A 19,334-nucleotide genomic window follows, 5' to 3' on the forward strand; every position below is an offset into this window, starting at 1 on the left:
TGTCATTAGTAATAGAGAAATCTATTACCAACAACAGATATTGTAGAACCTAAAAATGAACAGGATAGAACTTAGGAAACGGCATTGCTGACAAAGCGACGTAGCTCGGTACCTGTTTTATGATTGCTGAGAGCAACGAGCAGCTTGATACGAGCCTTTTGACCATTTAATCCTTGACAAAGAATTAAACCCATTTTTTCAAGCTGAATGCCACCGCCAGTATAGTCGTAAATCTTTTGTGCAACACCATTGTAACAGCGTGAGACCAAAACAATGGGGATGTTAAGGTCAAGCAGTCGTTGAATAGCTGCTAATGTTTGCGGAGGAACATTTCCTGCGCCCAATCCCTCAATAACCAGACCACGAGTTTTTTCGTTATCCAGTGCTGAGAAGAGCGTTCCGTCCATGCCAGCGTAAGCCTTTAAGAGATAAACACCTTCAACAACATGGTCAATGTCACAAACTTCAGTTCGAATCAATTCTTGGAAATATTTAGCTTGGTGTTGGGTAACAAGCCCAATTGGACCAAAGGTAGGAGTTCGGAATGTATCTACATTAGTAGTGTGCGTTTTAGTAACAAAACGCGCAGTATGAATTTCGTCATTCATTGCGACAAGAACGCCTTTGCCGTAAGACTCAGTGGAAGCAGCAATTGAAATAGCATTTTGAAAATTGTATAGTCCATCTGATCCTACTTCATTCGAAGAACGCATAGCTCCTGTCAAGACGACTGGAATCGTATTAGGAAGTGTCAAGTCAAGAAAATATGCAGTCTCTTCCAAGGTATCTGTTCCATGGGTAATAACTACTCCATCAATCCCCTGGTCAATAGCAAGCATAATTCTCTGTTTAAGGGTAAGCATGACTTGGGGTGTGATATGTGGGGAAGGCAGGTTGAAAAGATTATCAGTAATTAAATTAATTTGTCCTTTTAAAATTATTTGTTCTTTAGCAATAGGGTTCTCATTGTTAGGAACGACCTCGCCGTTCTCATTTTGGGACATTGAAATAGTTCCACCAGTGTGGATCGCCAAAATTGTTTTCATATTTTCTAACCTCCGGGAAATAATAGGACTGCCCTTCATAATAACCCGAATACAGTTTTTTTTAAAGGGTTGGACGAGGCTTAGAAAGAATATTTGTGAAACATACTTAATAGTCAGTTATTAGTAGTTTAGCTAAATCAACGAAGACATAATAAACCTATTTTATGTTAAAATCGGTTTATTGTATTATTATAAGAAATATCTAATAGAATAATATAGATAAAATTAATGATTTTTAGAGATTTTAGAAAATATGATGTTAACAATAGTTAAAAAGCTCTTGATTTTTTTAGAAGGGAAGATGACATTATGATTTCCGGACGCCAACGTCGAATATTATTAGCTCTAAGTAGTAAGCAGTTTGTTACCAGTGAGTGGATCGCTAAAGAACTTAACCTTAGTAGTCGAACTGTGCGTGATGAAATTCATCGGATGAACACCATTTCACCAACGTCGTTCAAGATAACTTCTGTTAGAGGAAAAGGGTACCAATTACAGGAGTACGAACCAGCATATCTAAACAAACTAAGTCAAAATACTGAGACGATAATGAGTTATGATTTTTCTGTTCAGAAAAATCGGATTACGTATTTGTTAAAAAAACTATTATTAGCAGATGGGTACTTAAAACTTGATGTTCTTGCAGATGAAATGTATGTATCAAAGTCAACTATTCAAAACGACCTAAAAAAAGTTAGAGCAATACTGCTGCAAGAGAAGTTACAGTTGCTGAATAGACCTTATTATGGAATGGCAGTCAATGGAAAAGAGTATGATAAAAGGCTGTGTTTAAGTAAATATGTTTATCAGGATACACAGCCTTTTGACCAATTAAATCGTCATTGGCAATTTGACCGTGAATCTTTTAAAAAAATCAAGGAAATTATTCTAACTCAAGCAGAATTTTATCATGTGGCGTTTTCAGATGTAGCATTAGAAAATCTAGCTGTGCATATTGCGATCGCATGTGAGCGCATCAAACAAGGAAAATTAATTGATGTACTACCTGGACATTTAAGTGGTAAATATTCATTTGAACGGAAACTAGCTAGTGAAATAATTAAACATATCGAGACGTATACTTGTTTAGTTTTCCCTTATACAGAATTAGAGTATGTTGTTGTGCAGCTGTTGGGGACTAAGTTGATTTATGGTGACGATATTTTTAATAAGAGTGAGTTCAAAGAAGCACAGCATCTGGTGCAAGTAATTATTGAAAAGCTGCATTTAAAATTTGGCTGGGATTTTTCAAATAATAAGGATTTTAAACAGGCATTAACATTGCACTTAAGAACTACTTTAAATCGTTTGCGTTATGGAATGAGTATTAGAAACCCATTAAAAAGTGAAATCAAGCAAAAATACTGGGCAGCTTTTGAAGGAGCTGTTATAGCTGGGCAATGCGTTAAAGAAGTGACAGGGGTAGTTGTTAATGAAGATGAAGCAGCCTATATTGCAATCCATATTGAATCTGTATTGCAGCAACAAGTTAAAGGCCATGAGGAGTTTAAGAAAAGGATCCTTGTAGTCTGTACTTCAGGCTTGGGTAGTGCAAAATTGATCAGTATTAAACTGGAGCGGTTATTAGGATCGAGCTTAGAAATCATTTCAACGATCAGTTACTACCAATTACTTAAACAGGATCTAACTAAAATTGATCTGATTATTAGTACTATCCCACTTGAAGAACAACTACCAGTACCGGTTTATGTTTTAGACGAATTTTTGAATGAGCAGGATGTATACGCTATAAAAAAATTAGTTTTAACTGCAACAGGTATAAAAGATACTTTTCTAGACAGCAAGCATATTTTTATTCAGCAAAAGTTTAGTAATAAAAGAGAGGTCCTGCACTTTTTAAGTAACCAGTTGATATCACAGCATTTAGTAGAAAAAGATTATGAGAACTTATTATTGCAGAGGGAGTCCTTTGCGTCTACGTACTTTGGAAACTTAACAGCTATCCCTCATCCAGTGCATATGGTTACTAAAAAGACTTTTTGGACGATTTGCACCTTAGAGCGGCCGTTAACCTGGGATAAAGCAGGACATCAAGTGCAATTTATTTGCCTCATGAATATAAAAAAAGGCGAAAAGAATAATTTAGAACAGATGTACCAGCGGCTTTTGGCTTTTCTAGAAGATAAGGAACTGGTGAGGAAAGTGGTTAAGGCAAACACTAAGAGTGAGGTAATCAAGCTGCTGGGTGAGTAATATTAGGAGTTGGGAGAGAATGATTATAGAGTACTTAATCGTAGGATTATCAAGTTAATGGAAAAACTAAATTGGATAAGGCAAGTTTGATATAAAAATGAAAGCATGATGTAAGTCGGTAAAATTTGAGTCTTGATCCTAAAGATAGACATGGTGAGTGCTATAGGTAGCTCGAAGTGAGCCACAAGTCTGGTCCAACTTTGTGGAAGATGTTTGTACCCACACAACAAGAAGCTGTGATCAAAACTTAACTTTTACTTTATCACCTCTAACTAGGTACAACCTTTTCCGTTATATAACGGAAAAATAACAAGTTTAAGATAAAGCGCTTTCCTATTATAGTTAAGTTGTTGGTTGTTACTAATAATTTATAACAGACAGGAGTGTATGAAGATGAAAAAAGTTATGTTGATTTGTTCCGGTGGTATGAGTACGAGTTTGTTAGCGTCAAAGGTTAAAAAACTGGCGGAAGAAAAAGGGTTGGACTTAGATATATTCGCAATTGCAGCGCAAGAAACAGATGAAGAACTTGAAAAGCAAAAATTAGATCTTATTCTTTTAGGACCACAAATTGCATTTATGAAGAAACAAATTCAAGGTAAGGTAGCAGACACTGGAATTCCAATTGACTCAATTGACCGAATTAGTTATGGCATGATGGATGCTAAAAAAGTACTCGAACAAATTCAAGGGTATTTTAAGTAACTAAAGTAACACTGAGCCTAAGAAGGAGGAACATTTATGGATAAGTTTACTGAAAAACTAGAGAGTCTCTTGGGACCACTAGTTGAGAAAATCAATTCTAATCGTTATATTAACGCGATTAAGGATGGTTTCTTCGGTGCAATGTCATTATTGATTATCGGTTCATTTTTTGCTTTACTAGCTAATATTCCTATTACAGGTTATGCAGCATTTATGACTTCCATTTTTGGCAAAGGATGGAGTGATTTTTTCAACGTACCATTTAATATTTCAATGAATATTATGACATTATACGTTGTTATTTCAATGGCACGTAGTTTGGGTAAGACTTATAAACTGAATAGTATTGAATGTATTACTTCAGCCTTAGCCGGCTTTTTAGTTCTAACGCCACAACTTGCGTTAAAAGGAGCAAGTGGTCTAACTGGGATCCCAACTGAAAATTTGAGTTCTAAAGGGCTATTTGTAGGGATGATTACAGCTGTTCTAGCTGTTGAAATAGTTCGCTTTTTTGAAAATCGCGGTTGGAAAATTAAGATGCCCGATTCTGTTCCAGCAAATGTTGCGACCTCATTTTCGTCTTTGATCCCAACCTTAATGGTTATTATTATCTTTAATATAATTCGTGCAGTATTTACATTGACATCTTTTGATACAGTTCAGACTTTGATCTACCATTACTTGCAGATTCCACTTCAAAGTTTAGGTAGCTCATTACCAGCAATTCTTTTATTAACTGTTTTTGAAGTTTTACTCTGGAGTGTTGGTATTCATGGGTCTTCAATTGTTGGTAATGTGATGTTTCCCATCTGGATTACTGCAACAGCTGAAAATGCAAAGGCTTACGCCGCTGGACAACCCTTACCACATATATTCGTAAATGAATTCTACTCTAATTTTATGAAAATCGGTGGTTTTGGAGCAACTTTGGGACTAGCTATTTTACTTTTCTTTTTTGCTAAATCAAAACAATATAAAGTACTGGGACGGTTAGCTCTTGCGCCAGGAATTTTCCAGATTAATGAGCCACTGATCTTTGGGATGCCGATTATGTTAAACCCGGTTATGTTAATTCCATTTTTAATCACACCTATCGTGATGGCATTAATGACTTATGTTGCCATGGCAACCGGGATCGTCCCCTATGCTAATGGGACGATGCTGCCGTGGACGACGCCACCAGTTGTTTCAGGGTTCTTACTTAGTGGTTGGCGTGGAGCAGCTCTGAATGTTGTTCAGATATTTGTTTCAATGGCGATCTATTATCCATTCTTCAAAGTTCAGGATAATATTGAATTTCAAAAAGAACAAGGACAAGCAGAAGCAGAAGCTAAGGAGGCTTAACTGACTATGGTTAAACAGCAAAGCAACGAATTTCCTAAAGATTTTCTCTGGGGTGCTTCGACCTCAGCTTATCAGGTTGAAGGTGCGTGGAACGAAGATGGAAAGGGCAAATCAACCCAAGATGTTTTGACACCGCCCCCGCATACAACTGATTTCAAAGTTACCAGTGATTTTTATCATCACATGAAGGATGATGTTAAATTAATGGCTGAAATGGGACTTAAGTCTTACCGCTTTTCGGTTGCATGGTCACGAATAATCCCGGCAGGTCGCGGCAAGGTCAATCCAAAAGGGGTTGAGTTCTACAGTAAGCTGATTGATGAACTACTTAAATATGATATTGAACCAATTGTGACGATGTTCCACTTCGACTTACCTCTAGACTTAGCTCAAGAAGGTGGCTGGTCGAATCGCTCCATTGTTACGGACTTTAAAAATTATGCTAAAGTACTGTTTGAAGCTTATGGTGATCGGGTGAAGTACTGGTTGACAATTAATGAACAAAACATGATGGTGCTGCATGGCGACTTATTAGGAACTGCTACAACAAACGGTTTGAAAGCGACATATCAGCAAAACCATCACATGTTGTTAGCCCAAGCAGAAGCAATGATTTTATGTCACCAAATGCTGCCCCACGCTAAAATTGCGCCAGCGCCAAATATTGTTTGTGTTTATCCGGCTTCTGATAAAGCAGAAGATAATCTTGCCGCCAGCAACTGGAGATCACTGCGGAACTGGCTGTATCTTGATGCTGGAGTAAAGGGGACTTTTAACCCAGTTGTTTATGCGTATCTAAAAAAGAGGGATGCACTTCCAGATATTGCAGATGGTGATATGGAAATTTTAAAGGCTGGACGACCGGATTTCATTGCTTTTAATTATTACAATTCTTCTACTGCAGCACTAGAACCAGTCGCAAGCAAGTTAATGCGCGACGATTTTACAGCTGAAAAAGATTTCTTTTACGAAGTCGGTAATAATAATTTTGATGTTTCACCATTTGGTGTTGCTATTGATCCATTAGGACTGCGGATCACATTACGCGAAATTTATGACCGCTATCGCTTGCCGTTAATGGTTACTGAAAATGGCGTAGGCTTAAAAGATACAGTAGATGAAAATGGTGAAGTTGATGATCAAGACCGGATCGATTACTATCGTCAACATGTTCAAGCAATGCATGAAGCAATTGAGGATGGCGTGGAGTTATTGGGGTATAGTCCATGGTCAGCGCTAGATTTAGTTAGTACCCACGAAGGTTTTAGAAAGCGGTATGGTTTCATCTTTATTAACCGAAGTGATTCAGATTTAAAAGATTTAAGGAGAATTCCTAAGAAGAGCTTCTATTGGTATCAAAAACTTATTAAAAATAATGGTGGAATTACAGATTAAGAAATATGTTTAGCTAAGTGAAAGAAGATAATAGAAAGGAGTGTTGGGTTTTGGGAGAGAAAGTAGATGAAAATGAACAGGTATGTTTTGAAATTATTAGTAATGCCGGAACTGCTAAGAGTTTAGCGATGGAAGCATTCTATGCAGCGAAAGAGAAAGACTATGAGAGTGCGAACTTAAAGTTGAAAGAAGCAAATAGCTACTATGTACAGGCACATAAAACACATGCATCATTAGTCCAAAAAGAAGCAGAAGGAGATCATGTAAAATTATCATTATTACTTGTCCATGCAGAAAGTCAGCTAATGAGTACAGAAACAATTTATCAGTTAGTTGTGGAAATGATAGAGATGTATAAAGAGTTTAGAAAATAGTTTTCAAGGAAATAAAAAATGAAGCCTAAAAAGAGCGGTTGCGATGGTGTTTACTTCCCAAAGTGGCCGCCTTTTAATTAAATATTAAAAATATAGGAGTTAAAAAAGTAAGCATGGAAAATGATCGCAGTAAAAAAAGTTTTAAAAGTGCTATTCTTTCAATCGCATTAATGCTGATGTCAGCGCAAGTTATCTATCCAGTCTTACCACAAATGAAGCAGTATTTTACTAGATTTTCTGCAGCTCAGGTTGAAACATTAATGACGATTCCAAGCTTAGGAATATTGCTTGCGATTACCCTGAGCGAAATTATTATCCAACGCTTTGGCCGTCAAAGGGTAATTATAGGGGGACTGTTATTAACCTTGTTTTGCGGTGTCTTACCACTGCTAATAAGTAATTATTTCGTTATTTTAGGTGCTCGTTTTTGCTTTGGGGTAGGAGTAGGTGTTTTCAATGCTTTGTCAATCAGTTTGATTACAGAATTTTATCGTGGCGGAGAACGAGCACAATTGTTAGGGTATCAAAATAGTGTTCAAAACTTTGGAGCGGCACTACTTTCACTACTTGTTGGATGGTTGTTGACTATTCAATGGAAACTTGTTTTTGCAGTATACCTGATAGCAGTTATCCCCTTGATACTTGTTTTGCTTTATGGTCAAGGTTTTGAACGTAGTTCGAAGGTAGTTGGTAAACAAAGGTGCAACTGGCAAGTAGTTTTATATGGTATATATTTACTGATCATCTATGCATTTTACACAATAATGCAAGTTAAACTTTCGCAACTTATCGTACACAAAGGACTAGGGAACACCAGTATAGCGGCAGCTATTTTAAGTTCGATTTCAATTGTATCAGTTGTGGTCGGTCTCGTTTACGCACCGATATTTAGCCTCTTTCGCCGTTATCTAATTCCAATAAGCCTTTTGGGAATGGGCAGTGGCTTTATCGTTATTAAGATAAGCTATTCATTATTTAGTTTAGCATTAGGGGTTATTTTGACCGGAATCTTTTTTGCGTTACTTATCCCAGCCATTTATGGTCAAGCAGCAGAACTTAGTCCCGCGAATTCTGATGGGCTGACAACTACGATCTTACTGGTAGGTGTCAACTTAGGAATTTTTCTCTCACCATTGATTGCAGGTCGCCTTGCACAGACGCTGTTTGGTGATTCACCAGAGCAGGCAATTAAATTATCAATTATTATGTTTACTTTGTTAGGAGGAGGCCATCTACTAATAATATTTTTGAAAAATCAACTTAGTAGATTCACTTCTGGTTTGAAAAAGAGGTCTCTTATAAACGATTTGGATGGAGACAACGGAGAAGGTCAGTGTTTAGAAAGGAAACGTTAAAATGATGCAATATAAGGAAATTAAAATTAAGCTTAAAGAAAGAATAAAGATTCCTATCTTACAGGAAGAATATTGGTATGGCGGTTGTGTTATGGATGGAAGCAAGTATCCTTTTACTGCTAATGATGGTTATTCACTAGATTTAATTAACCTTGATACGGTTAATCAGGCAGCACCAGCTTTTTTATCAACTAAGGGTCGCGTAGTTTGGAGTAAACAACCTTTTAACTTAACAGTAAAGGGTAATCAGCTAGAAGTTATTGCTAAAAGTACGATTTATATGGATGAAAGTGGTCAGAATTTAAAGGATGCACAGGCTTTTCTTGCGCAACAGACTTTTTCACTAGGAACATTACCACCGCAAGCTTTTTTTCAAGTACCACAATGGAACACTTGGATTGAAGTTTTATATAATCAAAATCAAAATGACATTTTAAAGTACGCGCAAGGAATATTAGATCACCAGTTTCCTGCTGGAATTATGATTATTGATGATTCATGGGCAGAATATTGTGGACGGTGGGAGTTTTCAGAGCGTAAGTTTCCTGATCCTAAGCAAATGGTTGCTCAGTTACACAGCATGGGTTTTAAAGTAATGCTCTGGGTGTGCCCATTTATTACAGCAGACACAGTTGAATATCGTTATCTTTCAGAGAGTAATATGTTATTGCGTCAAAAAGACGGTAAAATCGCTATAAGAGAATGGTGGAATGGGCATAGTGCAATTCTTGATTTAAGTAATCCAGCTGCATATAGCTGGTTGAAAGAGTCTTTAGTTGAGTTACAGAATAAATATCATATCGATGGCTTTAAGTTTGATGCTGGGGACCAGCGCTTTTATCGGAACGATGATATCTCATATATGAAATTAACTGCCCAACAGCAAACTGAATTATGGGGGCAGTTTGGTGCCGAATTTCCATATAATGAGTTTCGCTCGAATTACCAAAATCAAGGTTGGCCTTTGATCAATAGGCTTCAAGACAAAGCTTTTGAATGGGGGAAAGATGGTTTAGCAGATTTAATACCGCATACCCTAGCACAAGGGTTGCTAGGATATTACTTTAATTGTCCGGATATGATTGGTGGAGGTGACTACTTCAGTTTTCGGGATAAGCAAGAACTGGATCAGGAATTAATTGTTCGTTTTGCACAATGCTCAGCTTTAATGGCTATGATGCAATTCTCCGTTGCACCTTGGCGAGTATTAGATCAAGAACATCTAAAAGTTTGTAAAGCTGCAGCTGATTTGCATATTGAATATGCAGATTATATTTTACAATTAGCTCGATATGCGGCTGAAAAAGGTGAACCAATAACACGCCCCATGAGTTATGATCACCCCCAAACTCCGATCAAATTTTTGAAAACACAGTTTAAATTGGGAGAAGATCTACTGGCAGCTCCGGTATTAGAAAAAGGGGCATCAGAAAAAGAGATTTATTTTCCTGCTGGAAAATGGCAAGCAATTAGTGACAATAAGGAGATTATTACAGGACCGATAGTTAAAAAGGTTCCCGTTAACTTGGCATCTTTACCTGCATATAAACGTATTACAGAGTAATTTATGCAGAATTATTTTAATAAGATAACGATGTAGGCACTCCTTTTGATAGATGATATAGTAAAAAAAACGATTGTCCACCCTGAGATACCAAGGTAAAATATTAGAGCTTTGGTGACCCGCTATTAAGCACATTAGCTGGGTATGATATATTATAAGAAAGTGACTAAGTCGAGTAAACTTAAGTAGAAACTTAAAATTATGAAAATAATGAATTCATAATAATGGGTAAGTGGTAGTCTTGACTTATGACATACTTTTATATGGAATACACAAGAGGATTAGGTTGCAGTTTGATATTTGAACTGATCCTTTTAGGTTTATATATTCTCTATCTTCGAGGGGAGCGTTAGCTTATAGCACGTTACAGAGATTTATTTTATATTATGCTAGGGTCGTTAGTTTTTGCAATCTCTATTAATTACTTTTTGATACCAACACGATTAGGAGAAGGTGGAGTTACTGGTTTGACGACGATTGCCTACTACACACTCAAAATTCCAACTTACCTGACTAATTTCGTCTTAAATGGTTTGTTGCTATTGGTTGGACTTAAGTTTTTAGACCGTAAAACAATTTTGCGTTCGTTGTGGGCAGTGGTGTGGCTGTCAATCTGGTTAAAATTACCTGTTGTCTATACTTATCACACTAATCAGACACTTATTCCAACTATGTTAGGTGGTGTTTTGACTGGGATTGCGATGGGTTTAATTTTAAATGCAGGTGGTTCGATCGCGGGAAGTACAGTACTAGGTAGGATTTTGAATAAATATTTTGGGATCTCTATTGGTTCAGCAACGCTTTTTTTTGATCTGGCAGTAGCTATTCCAGCAATCTTTATTATCGGCTTTGAGAATATGCTTTTAACGGTACTTGAATTATATATCTCCGCGAAAATCACTAATATGATGCTTGCTCGTTTTGGTGCTAAACGCGTATTGCAGGTCATTTCCAGTCGATATAGCGATATTGCCCAAGCAATCTCTGATAATCTGGGGCAAGGAGTTACAGTGGTGCAAGCATCCGGATTTTATAGTAAGACAGACCGACCAATTATTTATTTTATCTGTACACCACGAGAAATGGCACGTATTATTCCACTACTCAAAGAAATCGATTCTAGTGCACTGATTATTACAGAAAATGTTCGTAGTGTACGTGCTAATGATCTCTATCGTTTACTCTAAAATCCCCAAATTTTATAATAATTATTGTTGATATACCTAATGTAATTTAATAGACGAGGTGAAGCGGAAATCCTTATCGCTTCACCTGGTTTTTTTTATTAATTTAAGTCTCAAAAGTTACACATATATACTCGGACTATAATGAGTAGTGCTGAAGTTTATTTGACAATATTAGAAAAGTGTTTAAAAATACGGATAATATAAGGTTTATTAAGGAGAGTTTTTTTAAAATTTTAAGTGTAAGGAGAATTAAATGCGTAAGTTATTTGGTTTTTTTAAATATGAATATGGAATAATGCTATTGGTTGCAGTTTTGACTTTATTGTTGTATTTAACCCAAACGATGTTCACGGATATTTTTGGTGCTGTTTCAATTCTGAGCTTGTTAGGCCTCGTGAGCGTCTTCGTTTTACCGGATGTTTTGCTAACGTGGTTTATTATTCTAGCGATAATGGCAGGAATATTTACTATGATGGTAGGAATTGTATATTTACCACTTATTGAGAGACTTATTTTGGTCTGTACAATGCCATTCTTAGGGGGATTAGGAGTACTTGTCAAAGCATTGGGCGGAGTACGTGAATCTGCGCTTTCAAATAAAAGTAATATTATCAATTATACTACCCATGTTAACTCTATAACTAAGCTAAAGAACAAAGATAACGCTGCTCGCTTCTATGAACGATATGTTAATTTCATCAATAAATTGGGTAGTAAGGAATTAACAGTAGGAGTGACATGTATTAATTGGGCACATAATAATCAGTACCGTCAACTTAACTATACTGAATACAAAAGAGTCTTAAAGGAGATAGCTGATGTTTTAAAAGCCCAGCGCTTACCAGATGAGGTTATCTGTTACATAGGTTCAGGCAGCTTTCTGATTTTTTCTTCTAAACTGGAAGAAGCGTTGGAAGAGAGTATTAGTCGAGCAGTCAGAAAAAGCATAGGTAAGATAAAGTATCAGGATCAAGGGGTGGAGCATAATTTGCAATATAAGTACGCTTACCAGACTGTTAATTATCGAAATGTAAAGAAATTTAAAAACTTTACGGACTTGACCAATAATTTAAAAAGACAGTTAGAGACAAAAATAGTTGTAGAGTATCAGTAGAATTGAGGTAAATAAAGTGAGCTTAACAGATTTTTTCTTTGTATTAGCCGTTGTAATCAGCGTATTCTTTTCTTTTTGCACAGTTGTTTTTTTCATTTGCCATCTAGTTGTTTACCATAGGATCAATAAAAATTTTAAGGCGGTAGAAAAAGATGATTAGTCAAATTCTAATGATTGTAACTTTAATTTCGATCTGGTTCTCTTTGGCAATGTCTATCCTCATCTTAACAGGAGCTACCCATTTTTGGTTGAAAAATAGTCGGACTAAGACAGTGATTAAAAAGTTATCGCGATATCCTAAAGTCACGATCGTTGTGCCAGCTCATAACGAGGAAGTCGTTATTGCGCAAACCGTTACAGCAATTTTGAATATGAATTATCCACAGTCAAAAATTGAATTATTACTTTTTGCAGATAATTGTGACGATAACACTTACGGCGTAATGCAGACCATTAGGCAATTCACGCAGTATCAAGAGAGGAATATTAAGGTAATAAGAAGAAAGGGTTCAGGTGGGAAAGCAGGAGTACTAAATGATGCTTTAGCAATGGCCCAAGGTGAATATATTGCTGTCTATGATGCTGACGCAATGCCGGAAAAAAATGCACTTTATTTTTTAATTGCAAAGACCTTAAAGGATCCAGAACACTATGTGGCCGCTTTTGGAAGAAACAAAACACGTAATGCAACACAGAATTTTTTGACGCGCTGTATCAATCAGGAAATAGTTGTCACGCAGCGCATCCAGCATATTGGTTTATGGCATTTATTTAAAATTGGAAGGATACCTGGAACGAATTTTATCATTAAGACAGATTTTGTGAAAAAAATTGGTGGCTGGCGGAATGGGGCACTAACTGAGGATACTGATATTTCTTTTAAAATAATGCAAAGCGGTAAGTTAATTGCTCTGGCTTACAACTCAGAAGCTTTTCAGCAAGAACCAGAAAGTTTAAAAACGTATTACATGCAACGTAAGCGCTGGGCTAAAGGAAATTATGAAGTTGTTATTGCTAATTTTAAACATCTTTTTGATAGAAGTAATTGGCGAGTTAAATTTGAGACATTCTATTATGTAGCTACGTTTCTGTGGTTTAATTGTGCAATAATCTTATCGGATATTATTTTTTCTGCCAATTTAGGAACACTTTTATTAGGAATATTTATTCCGAAGCTCACACTACCCTTCATGTTCTCGGCAAGTAATATTTATATTACCCAACTTTTATTTTTTAACTGGTCGCTGATGATATTGTTATATTTACTGCAAATCAGTATGGCTTTAGTTACGCAGTTTGGTCAAGCAACATCGGGACAAATATGGCTAGGTTTAGCTTCCTACTTCAGTTACTCACAGCTTTTTATTATTGTCTCTATTTCTGCAGTTTATTCAGTAATTATAGATAAGTTTTTACGCCGTGACGGTAATGTATGGGTCAAAACAAAACGGTTTAATGATTGAAAGGAAAAGTTTTGAAAAAAAATATTTTGAATTATATTTTATTCATTTTTATTTTATTACTCTTTATTGGAGTTTTAGTCTGTGTACGGCTTAGTGATTCAACCAATGCTGAAAAGAGTCTTTATCAGCAGTGGCGAACAGCGTTCTTGGTTATAGATAAACAAGATAAGAACACAGCTTATATTCAAACTAAGAGGAGCGGGCAAGAAAGAACAGTTCTATCTGAGGGGCAAGGATACGGACTCTTGCTAACGGTGAAAGCAGCTCAATGTGGGTACGCAACACAAAAGGACTTTGATAAACTTGATAGGTATTATTTAAAAAACAGGGATGCAGGTACAGCATTAATGTCATGGAAACAGACTATCTCAAAAAAAGGAATGATTAAGAAGTTCAAGAATAATGCAACAGATGGCGATTTGTACATTGCATATGCATTGATTGAAGCCGGGAAAAAATGGCCTAACCAAGCAAAAGATTATAATCAGCAAGCCAAGAAGATACTTACGGACCTATTAAAATATAATTATAATAGCGAAACAAGGAGTCTAACTGTTGGAAATTGGGCGACAGATACCAGTGAATATAGTAATCTGCTTCGGACATCAGATGTTTTACCAGCACAATTTAATGAGTTTTATCGCCTTACACAGAATAAAACGTGGTTATTGCTGAAAGATTCAATGCTACAAAAACTGCAAAGTTTAAGTCAGCAGAACAAAACAGGATTACTGCCAGATTTTGCTTGGATTAAGAAAGAAAAAGTGATTCCAGTAAAACCTAAGGCTATTTCTTCAAGATATGATGGTTGTTATTATTATAATGCTTGTCGCATCCCGTATAATTTAGCACAAAGCCAAGCTAGTTTAAGTCAGCGCATCTTAGGTAAAATGATGAACTTCTTTATGACAGAAGAAACTATTACAGGTGGCTATCAGCTTAATGGAAAGAAACTAAATGACTATCAATCTGCAAGTTTTGCAGCACCCATTTTATTTGCTGCTCTGCATAATCAGAAATACTCTAAGCTGATCCAACAAGAAAAATTTATTTTTATACAAAAACTTGATGTCAATAATTATTATCAATCAACATTGGTAGTGCTGACGGCAATCAATGGTTTAAAGAATCATTGATAGTCTCTTAAAGATTAAAACTGGAACTATGCTGTAAGTAGAAGGCAGGTTACGGTTTTATTTAATATCTGCAAACAAATTATTAGTTGAGCACGATAACTTGTACCTTGTTCAATGATCCAGAAAGCTGTATACTTTAGATACTAAAAAATTAAACATAAAGAAGCCTGTGTGATTAGGAAAATATATTAAATGTATTTTTTCCATTCTTTTTGTAAATAATAAGTTGGAGATTACTCTACTGCTTGTATATAGATAAAGCGCTTAAATAAGCAAATTCAAAATAATATAGTGACAGTAGCGGTGTTAGTGTGGGATCTTAAGGCGTTTTTACGTCCTGTCCATTTTTCAGTGGGGTATTAAATATCTTCTGCTGAGTGTGAGCGATTGTTAAGATAAGTTTTTGAACAGCTTTATTATCGGCGCGTTTTGCAAAGTGACATAACGAAGTATAATTAACATGTGCATCAGTGATAATTCCGCAAGTACTTTGGATCTCTTTAGCATGTTTGGCAATCTTTAGGCTGTTCTTAGGAAGTAGATCTGTAAAGTAAGTTGCTGCATAACGTAAAGTTTTAGCCTGTTTGCGCAGTCGGTGAACATGAGGGTAATCTTTAAAATTCAGTCGTTGATAGTGTTTGAAGAGTTTCTTCTTGCGGCGGTGTAATTCTTGTGAAATATAATGAGACCAAGCTGAATGTTTGGTGAAATTTAAAGTGTTAAATTGTTTCTTGACTCGTGTGAGAGCAGTAGCTAGTTTTTGCTGTTTTGGTGGAGCTAAGATCGCATGCATTTCCTTTTCACGTTTAGTATGCAAGATTTGAAAAAGCTGATAATAATGAGTGCTCTCTTTAAAGTGTTTAGCAGCAAACTCACCAGTGTTTATAATCAAGACATCAAGGTCGCGTAAAGAACTGAAAAGTTTGGCAGCTTGGCTAAGATTATGATCGATAGTAGTGTAGGTTGTTTCCGGCAGCTTGCGTTTTAGAAATTTAAATAAACCACGAAGTGTTCGAAGTGTAACTCTTAGATCATGGATACGTTCTGGATCGTAGGGATTATTTTTAAAACGAATCAGTTCAGTTTGAATTGAAGCATATTGCTGTTGTAAAATTAATTGGATAGTTGTCATTGTAAACGACCCCTTTTCCTAAGTTAACGAGCAAATGAATGCTGAAGTTTGAATTAAATGAATACCTTTTTAGAAAGTGTATAAAAAAAGTAACACTAAGGCAAATAATTTGCGTGAAGTTGGTCTAAACTAATGTAAAAAAATAGTTAATACAATATGACATATAGAGAATTATAGTTTGAAGAAAGATTTATTAGATAGTTTTTCACTGTTGATAACTTAAGTGGCAGTTATCAATGAAAGATCGGCTAGTGTTAACAAATTAAATTTTTATAGGAGTAGATATGACTAGAATAGAAGAAAAGATAATTGATTTTATAATTGATAAGAGAATTATTTTATTGGGTGCAGTTGTAACTGTATTAGCAATTTGGATTAGGATAGGCGGAGCGGATTTGGTTTCTACAGATGCTAGAGTCTTCTTGTTACCATGGTTTGATGTGATCGATCACCATGGCGGTCTTGCATCTTTAGGAGAACAAGTAGGTGATTATAATATTCCTTATCAGACTATAATCGCATTGATGACATATTTACCATTCAAGCCGTTATATATGTATAAAATTGTTTCCGTCTTCTTTGATTTTGTTTTAGCCATCGCAAGTGGGTTATGCGCAATGGAATTGAAGCAGAAAAGGTCATTAAAATTATTTACGTTTGTTTATGCAACGGTATTGATGTTACCAACAGTGATATGGAATTCAGCATACTGGGGGCAGTGCGATTCAATTTTTGTTGCGTTCACGGTGCTGGCAGTACTCTTTTTACATAGAGACAAACCGATCGTTAGTTTTATTTTCCTAGGATTAGCCTTTTCATTTAAGTTACAGACGATTTTTATTGTTCCTTTCTTTATTTACATCTATTTAGTAAAGAAGAATTACAGTGTTTTCCATTTCTTGCTCGTCCCAGCGGTGATGTACTTAATGTGTGTACCGAGTTTTATTTTTGGTCGTAATTTTATGGCTCCTTTTGAAATTTATACTTCACAAACAGATACTTATCATAACTTGCAGATGAACTTTATGAATCTTTGGTCGATCGTTGGTGGGAAACAGTATGATATTTTAAAAGATTTTGCATCATTGTTAACTATTTTTATTCTTGGGGCAGGCTTGGTGTGGTTCTTGGGTAAGAAGAACCTTCTGCATAGTGATAAATTCTTTTTAGAAATCCTAGTTTGGACCATCTGGACCAGCGTAATGTTTTTACCAAGCATGCATGACCGTTATGCTTATATGTTGGATATTTTTTTGGTCATATTAGCATTCAAAGATAAAAGATTCAGTTTATTTGCATGTATCTCCATTGGGATTAGCATGCTTGAATATAGTGCCCTTTTATTCGGAACAGAGGCAGGTCAAGTGGAGATAGGCATCGGTTATTTAACTGCATATGCAGTTTATACGTATTCTTTGATGAAAATGATGAGAATTACTGTTGAGAGTAAAGTTGGGGCTGAAAAAAAGTATAGACGAAGTCATTGATAAATTCGAATATTTGATAGTCTAAAAAAGATAGTATTGGATCAAAAAATGTATTTGATCTGATACTATCTTTTTATTTATATCGATTTAAATATGCATTTTTCTTTAAACTGGGAATCTGATCTCTGATTAGATAAACTTAACAGCTAAAGCTTCATAAGGGCGCAATGTTAGTTCAGTGCCAATATTGGTTAATGAATTGACATAGTTAGAGAGTAGTAGCTTAACTGGTCTGTTCTGATATTGGTGCGGAATGGTGATCTTCTTTGGCTCGCCGTAGAAATTATTAATGACGATCATTTGTTCACAGTGATCATCTTTTTGCAAATAACGTTCGTATGCCAATACTTGAGAGTCATCCTTAAGGAGACCTTTAAAATGACCATTTGAGATCAGCTTCTCAGTTTTTCGAAGTTTGATCAGCTGTTGATAGTATTTGAAGATTTCACCGTGGGCTAATTCGTCCCTCACATTAATGGTTTCTTGATCTGTGGGGCGTAACCAAGGAGTGCCAGTTGAAAAGCCAGCATTGGATGTATTGTCCCAATGCATGGGCACCCGGGCATTATCGCGTGATTTAGTGCGGACCAAGTCAAAGGCTTCCTGCGAAGACATCCCTTTTTGCATCAGTTCATGATAAGCATTTAGACTCTCGATATCAACATATTCATCGAGAGAACGATATTTAGGATCGACCATCCCAATTTCTTCACCCATATAAATATAGGGCGTCCCACGCATTAAGTGAATAGCGGTTGCTAACAGCTCGGCTGATTTTTCTCGATATTTGGTGGGATCTCCAAAACGGTTGAGTGCCCATGGCTGATCATGATTATTCCAAAAGAGTGCGTTCCAACCGCCGCCGTGGTCCATCTTAGTTTGCCATTCAAATAACAGTGATTTTAACTTCTTAAAGTTAAAAGGGGTGCGTGACCATTTTTGCCCATCTTTATAATCGACCTTAAGATGATGGAAGGTGAAGACCATTGATAATTCATTTTCAGTGGGATTGGAATATTCAAGGCAGTTCTTGATACTAGTCGAGGACATCTCACCAACTGTAATTGTCGCAGGATCTTGTCCAAAGCTAGAATGATTAAGTTCCTTTAAATACTGATGAACGATCGGCGTATCGGTATAAAGTGTCTTTTCTTGGAGAGGGTTCTCAGAGTCAACAAGCTTTTCATTTTTTCCTGTAACATTGATAACATCAAAGCGAAAACCTTGAACACCTTTGTTACGCCAGAAGTTAACGACTGAAGCGGCTTCCTTACGAACCGCCGGATTGTGCCAGTCAAGGTCAGCCTGAGTTTTGTCATATAAGTGGAGATAGTAAAGATCACTTTGACCGAATTTAGCCCAAGCTGAACCACCGAATTTAGATTGCCAGTTAGTTGGTAAGGAACCATCTTTTTTAGCCGGACGTAAATAAAAGTATTTTTGATATTTTTTATCTCCTGCTAGAGCTTTTTGAAACCATTCATGTTCAGTTGAACAATGATTGAGTACCATATCAAGCATTACACCAACATGAATCTTTTTTAAGGCAGCAACTAATTCTTTGAAGTCGTCCATTGTTCCAAACTTAGGATCAATTTGGTAATAATCAGCAATGTCATAGCCGTTATCATTTTGGGGTGAAACGAAAAATGGATTAAACCAGATCATGTTGATATTTAGCCTTGCAAGATAGTCAATTTTATTAATTATTCCACGTAAATCTCCAATTCCATCACCGTTACTATCATAAAATGATTTCGGATAAATTTGATAAATAACTTTATTTCCTAAATTTGTCATTAAAAGGACCTCCTTAAC

The 19,334-nt window shown here is 36.0% G+C and carries 15 protein-coding genes; 12 read left to right on the forward strand and 3 right to left on the reverse strand.

Features of this window, described 5'->3' with window-relative positions; all coding sequences use genetic code 11:
- Window positions 1–71: 71 nt before the first annotated feature.
- The gene (locus FC81_RS00030; protein WP_057741637.1) at window positions 72–1,046 is read right to left on the reverse strand and encodes an asparaginase; all 975 of its coding nucleotides are present in this window, start codon (window positions 1,044–1,046) and stop codon (window positions 72–74) included.
- Between the two features lie 309 nt (window positions 1,047–1,355).
- Here FC81_RS00030 and FC81_RS00035 point away from each other — a divergent pair, with 309 nt between their 5' ends.
- From FC81_RS00035 to FC81_RS00085, 11 genes are all read left to right on the forward strand, one after another.
- A complete protein-coding gene (locus FC81_RS00035; protein ID WP_057741642.1) occupies window positions 1,356–3,260 on the forward strand; it encodes a BglG family transcription antiterminator in 1,905 nt (634 codons plus the stop codon).
- A 387-nt stretch (window positions 3,261–3,647) separates the two neighbouring features.
- Complete coding sequence (locus FC81_RS00040; protein WP_057741645.1) at window positions 3,648–3,965, forward strand: PTS sugar transporter subunit IIB; 318 nt, start codon at window positions 3,648–3,650, stop codon at window positions 3,963–3,965.
- Between the two features lie 36 nt (window positions 3,966–4,001).
- Window positions 4,002–5,309, forward strand: coding sequence for a PTS sugar transporter subunit IIC (locus FC81_RS00045; protein WP_057741648.1), 1,308 nt, complete (start codon window positions 4,002–4,004; stop codon window positions 5,307–5,309).
- A gap of 6 nt (window positions 5,310–5,315) precedes the next feature.
- The gene (locus tag FC81_RS00050) at window positions 5,316–6,704 is read left to right on the forward strand and encodes a glycoside hydrolase family 1 protein (RefSeq protein WP_057741651.1); all 1,389 of its coding nucleotides are present in this window, start codon (window positions 5,316–5,318) and stop codon (window positions 6,702–6,704) included.
- A gap of 50 nt (window positions 6,705–6,754) precedes the next feature.
- Complete coding sequence (locus tag FC81_RS00055; protein ID WP_057741654.1) at window positions 6,755–7,078, forward strand: PTS sugar transporter subunit IIA; 324 nt, start codon at window positions 6,755–6,757, stop codon at window positions 7,076–7,078.
- A 113-nt stretch (window positions 7,079–7,191) separates the two neighbouring features.
- Window positions 7,192–8,433 (forward strand): MFS transporter, encoded by a 1,242-nt coding sequence (locus FC81_RS00060; RefSeq protein ID WP_057741656.1) that lies wholly within the window; start codon window positions 7,192–7,194, stop codon window positions 8,431–8,433.
- Window position 8,434: 1 nt separating this feature from the next.
- Complete coding sequence (locus tag FC81_RS00065) at window positions 8,435–9,997, forward strand: glycoside hydrolase family 31 protein (protein WP_057741659.1); 1,563 nt, start codon at window positions 8,435–8,437, stop codon at window positions 9,995–9,997.
- A gap of 356 nt (window positions 9,998–10,353) precedes the next feature.
- Window positions 10,354–11,184 carry a YitT family protein gene (locus FC81_RS00070; protein WP_268871893.1) on the forward strand — a complete coding sequence of 277 codons (831 nt, stop codon included), beginning with the start codon at window positions 10,354–10,356 and terminating at the stop codon, window positions 11,182–11,184.
- Between the two features lie 253 nt (window positions 11,185–11,437).
- Complete coding sequence (locus FC81_RS00075; protein WP_057741665.1) at window positions 11,438–12,298, forward strand: hypothetical protein; 861 nt, start codon at window positions 11,438–11,440, stop codon at window positions 12,296–12,298.
- Window positions 12,299–12,450: 152 nt separating this feature from the next.
- Window positions 12,451–13,761 (forward strand): glycosyltransferase family 2 protein, encoded by a 1,311-nt coding sequence (locus FC81_RS00080; RefSeq protein WP_057741668.1) that lies wholly within the window; start codon window positions 12,451–12,453, stop codon window positions 13,759–13,761.
- 11 nt (window positions 13,762–13,772) lie between these two features.
- A complete protein-coding gene (locus FC81_RS00085; RefSeq protein WP_057741873.1) occupies window positions 13,773–14,897 on the forward strand; it encodes a family 8 glycosyl hydrolase in 1,125 nt (374 codons plus the stop codon).
- 319 nt (window positions 14,898–15,216) lie between these two features.
- Here the strand turns inward: FC81_RS00085 and FC81_RS00090 are convergent, their stop codons facing one another.
- Entirely contained in the window at window positions 15,217–16,029 is an 813-nt protein-coding gene (locus tag FC81_RS00090) for a CHAD domain-containing protein (RefSeq protein ID WP_057741671.1), read from the reverse strand.
- A 284-nt stretch (window positions 16,030–16,313) separates the two neighbouring features.
- Here FC81_RS00090 and FC81_RS00095 point away from each other — a divergent pair, with 284 nt between their 5' ends.
- Complete coding sequence (locus tag FC81_RS00095; protein WP_057741674.1) at window positions 16,314–17,516, forward strand: glycosyltransferase 87 family protein; 1,203 nt, start codon at window positions 16,314–16,316, stop codon at window positions 17,514–17,516.
- Window positions 17,517–17,645: 129 nt separating this feature from the next.
- On the opposite strand, the gene treC is transcribed toward FC81_RS00095, so the two are convergent.
- The gene (gene treC / locus FC81_RS00100) at window positions 17,646–19,316 is read right to left on the reverse strand and encodes an alpha,alpha-phosphotrehalase (protein ID WP_057741677.1); all 1,671 of its coding nucleotides are present in this window, start codon (window positions 19,314–19,316) and stop codon (window positions 17,646–17,648) included.
- Window positions 19,317–19,334 lie beyond the last annotated feature (18 nt).

The sequence above is a fragment of the Liquorilactobacillus capillatus DSM 19910 genome (genome assembly GCF_001434915.1).
GTDB classification, from domain to species: domain Bacteria; phylum Bacillota; class Bacilli; order Lactobacillales; family Lactobacillaceae; genus Liquorilactobacillus; species Liquorilactobacillus capillatus.

Coding starts and splice junctions, on each gene's coding strand:
- FC81_RS00065 (WP_057741659.1), top strand. CDS start 8,435: ATGATGCAATATAAGGAAATTAAAATTAAGCTTAAAGAAAGAATAAAG.
- treC (WP_057741677.1), bottom strand. CDS start 19,316: ATGACAAATTTAGGAAATAAAGTTATTTATCAAATTTATCCGAAATCA.
- FC81_RS00075 (WP_057741665.1), top strand. CDS start 11,438: ATGCGTAAGTTATTTGGTTTTTTTAAATATGAATATGGAATAATGCTA.
- FC81_RS00080 (WP_057741668.1), top strand. CDS start 12,451: ATGATTAGTCAAATTCTAATGATTGTAACTTTAATTTCGATCTGGTTC.
- FC81_RS00035 (WP_057741642.1), top strand. CDS start 1,356: ATGATTTCCGGACGCCAACGTCGAATATTATTAGCTCTAAGTAGTAAG.
- FC81_RS00045 (WP_057741648.1), top strand. CDS start 4,002: ATGGATAAGTTTACTGAAAAACTAGAGAGTCTCTTGGGACCACTAGTT.
- FC81_RS00050 (WP_057741651.1), top strand. CDS start 5,316: ATGGTTAAACAGCAAAGCAACGAATTTCCTAAAGATTTTCTCTGGGGT.
- FC81_RS00060 (WP_057741656.1), top strand. CDS start 7,192: ATGGAAAATGATCGCAGTAAAAAAAGTTTTAAAAGTGCTATTCTTTCA.
- FC81_RS00090 (WP_057741671.1), bottom strand. CDS start 16,029: ATGACAACTATCCAATTAATTTTACAACAGCAATATGCTTCAATTCAA.
- FC81_RS00095 (WP_057741674.1), top strand. CDS start 16,314: ATGACTAGAATAGAAGAAAAGATAATTGATTTTATAATTGATAAGAGA.
- FC81_RS00030 (WP_057741637.1), bottom strand. CDS start 1,046: ATGAAAACAATTTTGGCGATCCACACTGGTGGAACTATTTCAATGTCC.
- FC81_RS00040 (WP_057741645.1), top strand. CDS start 3,648: ATGAAGATGAAAAAAGTTATGTTGATTTGTTCCGGTGGTATGAGTACG.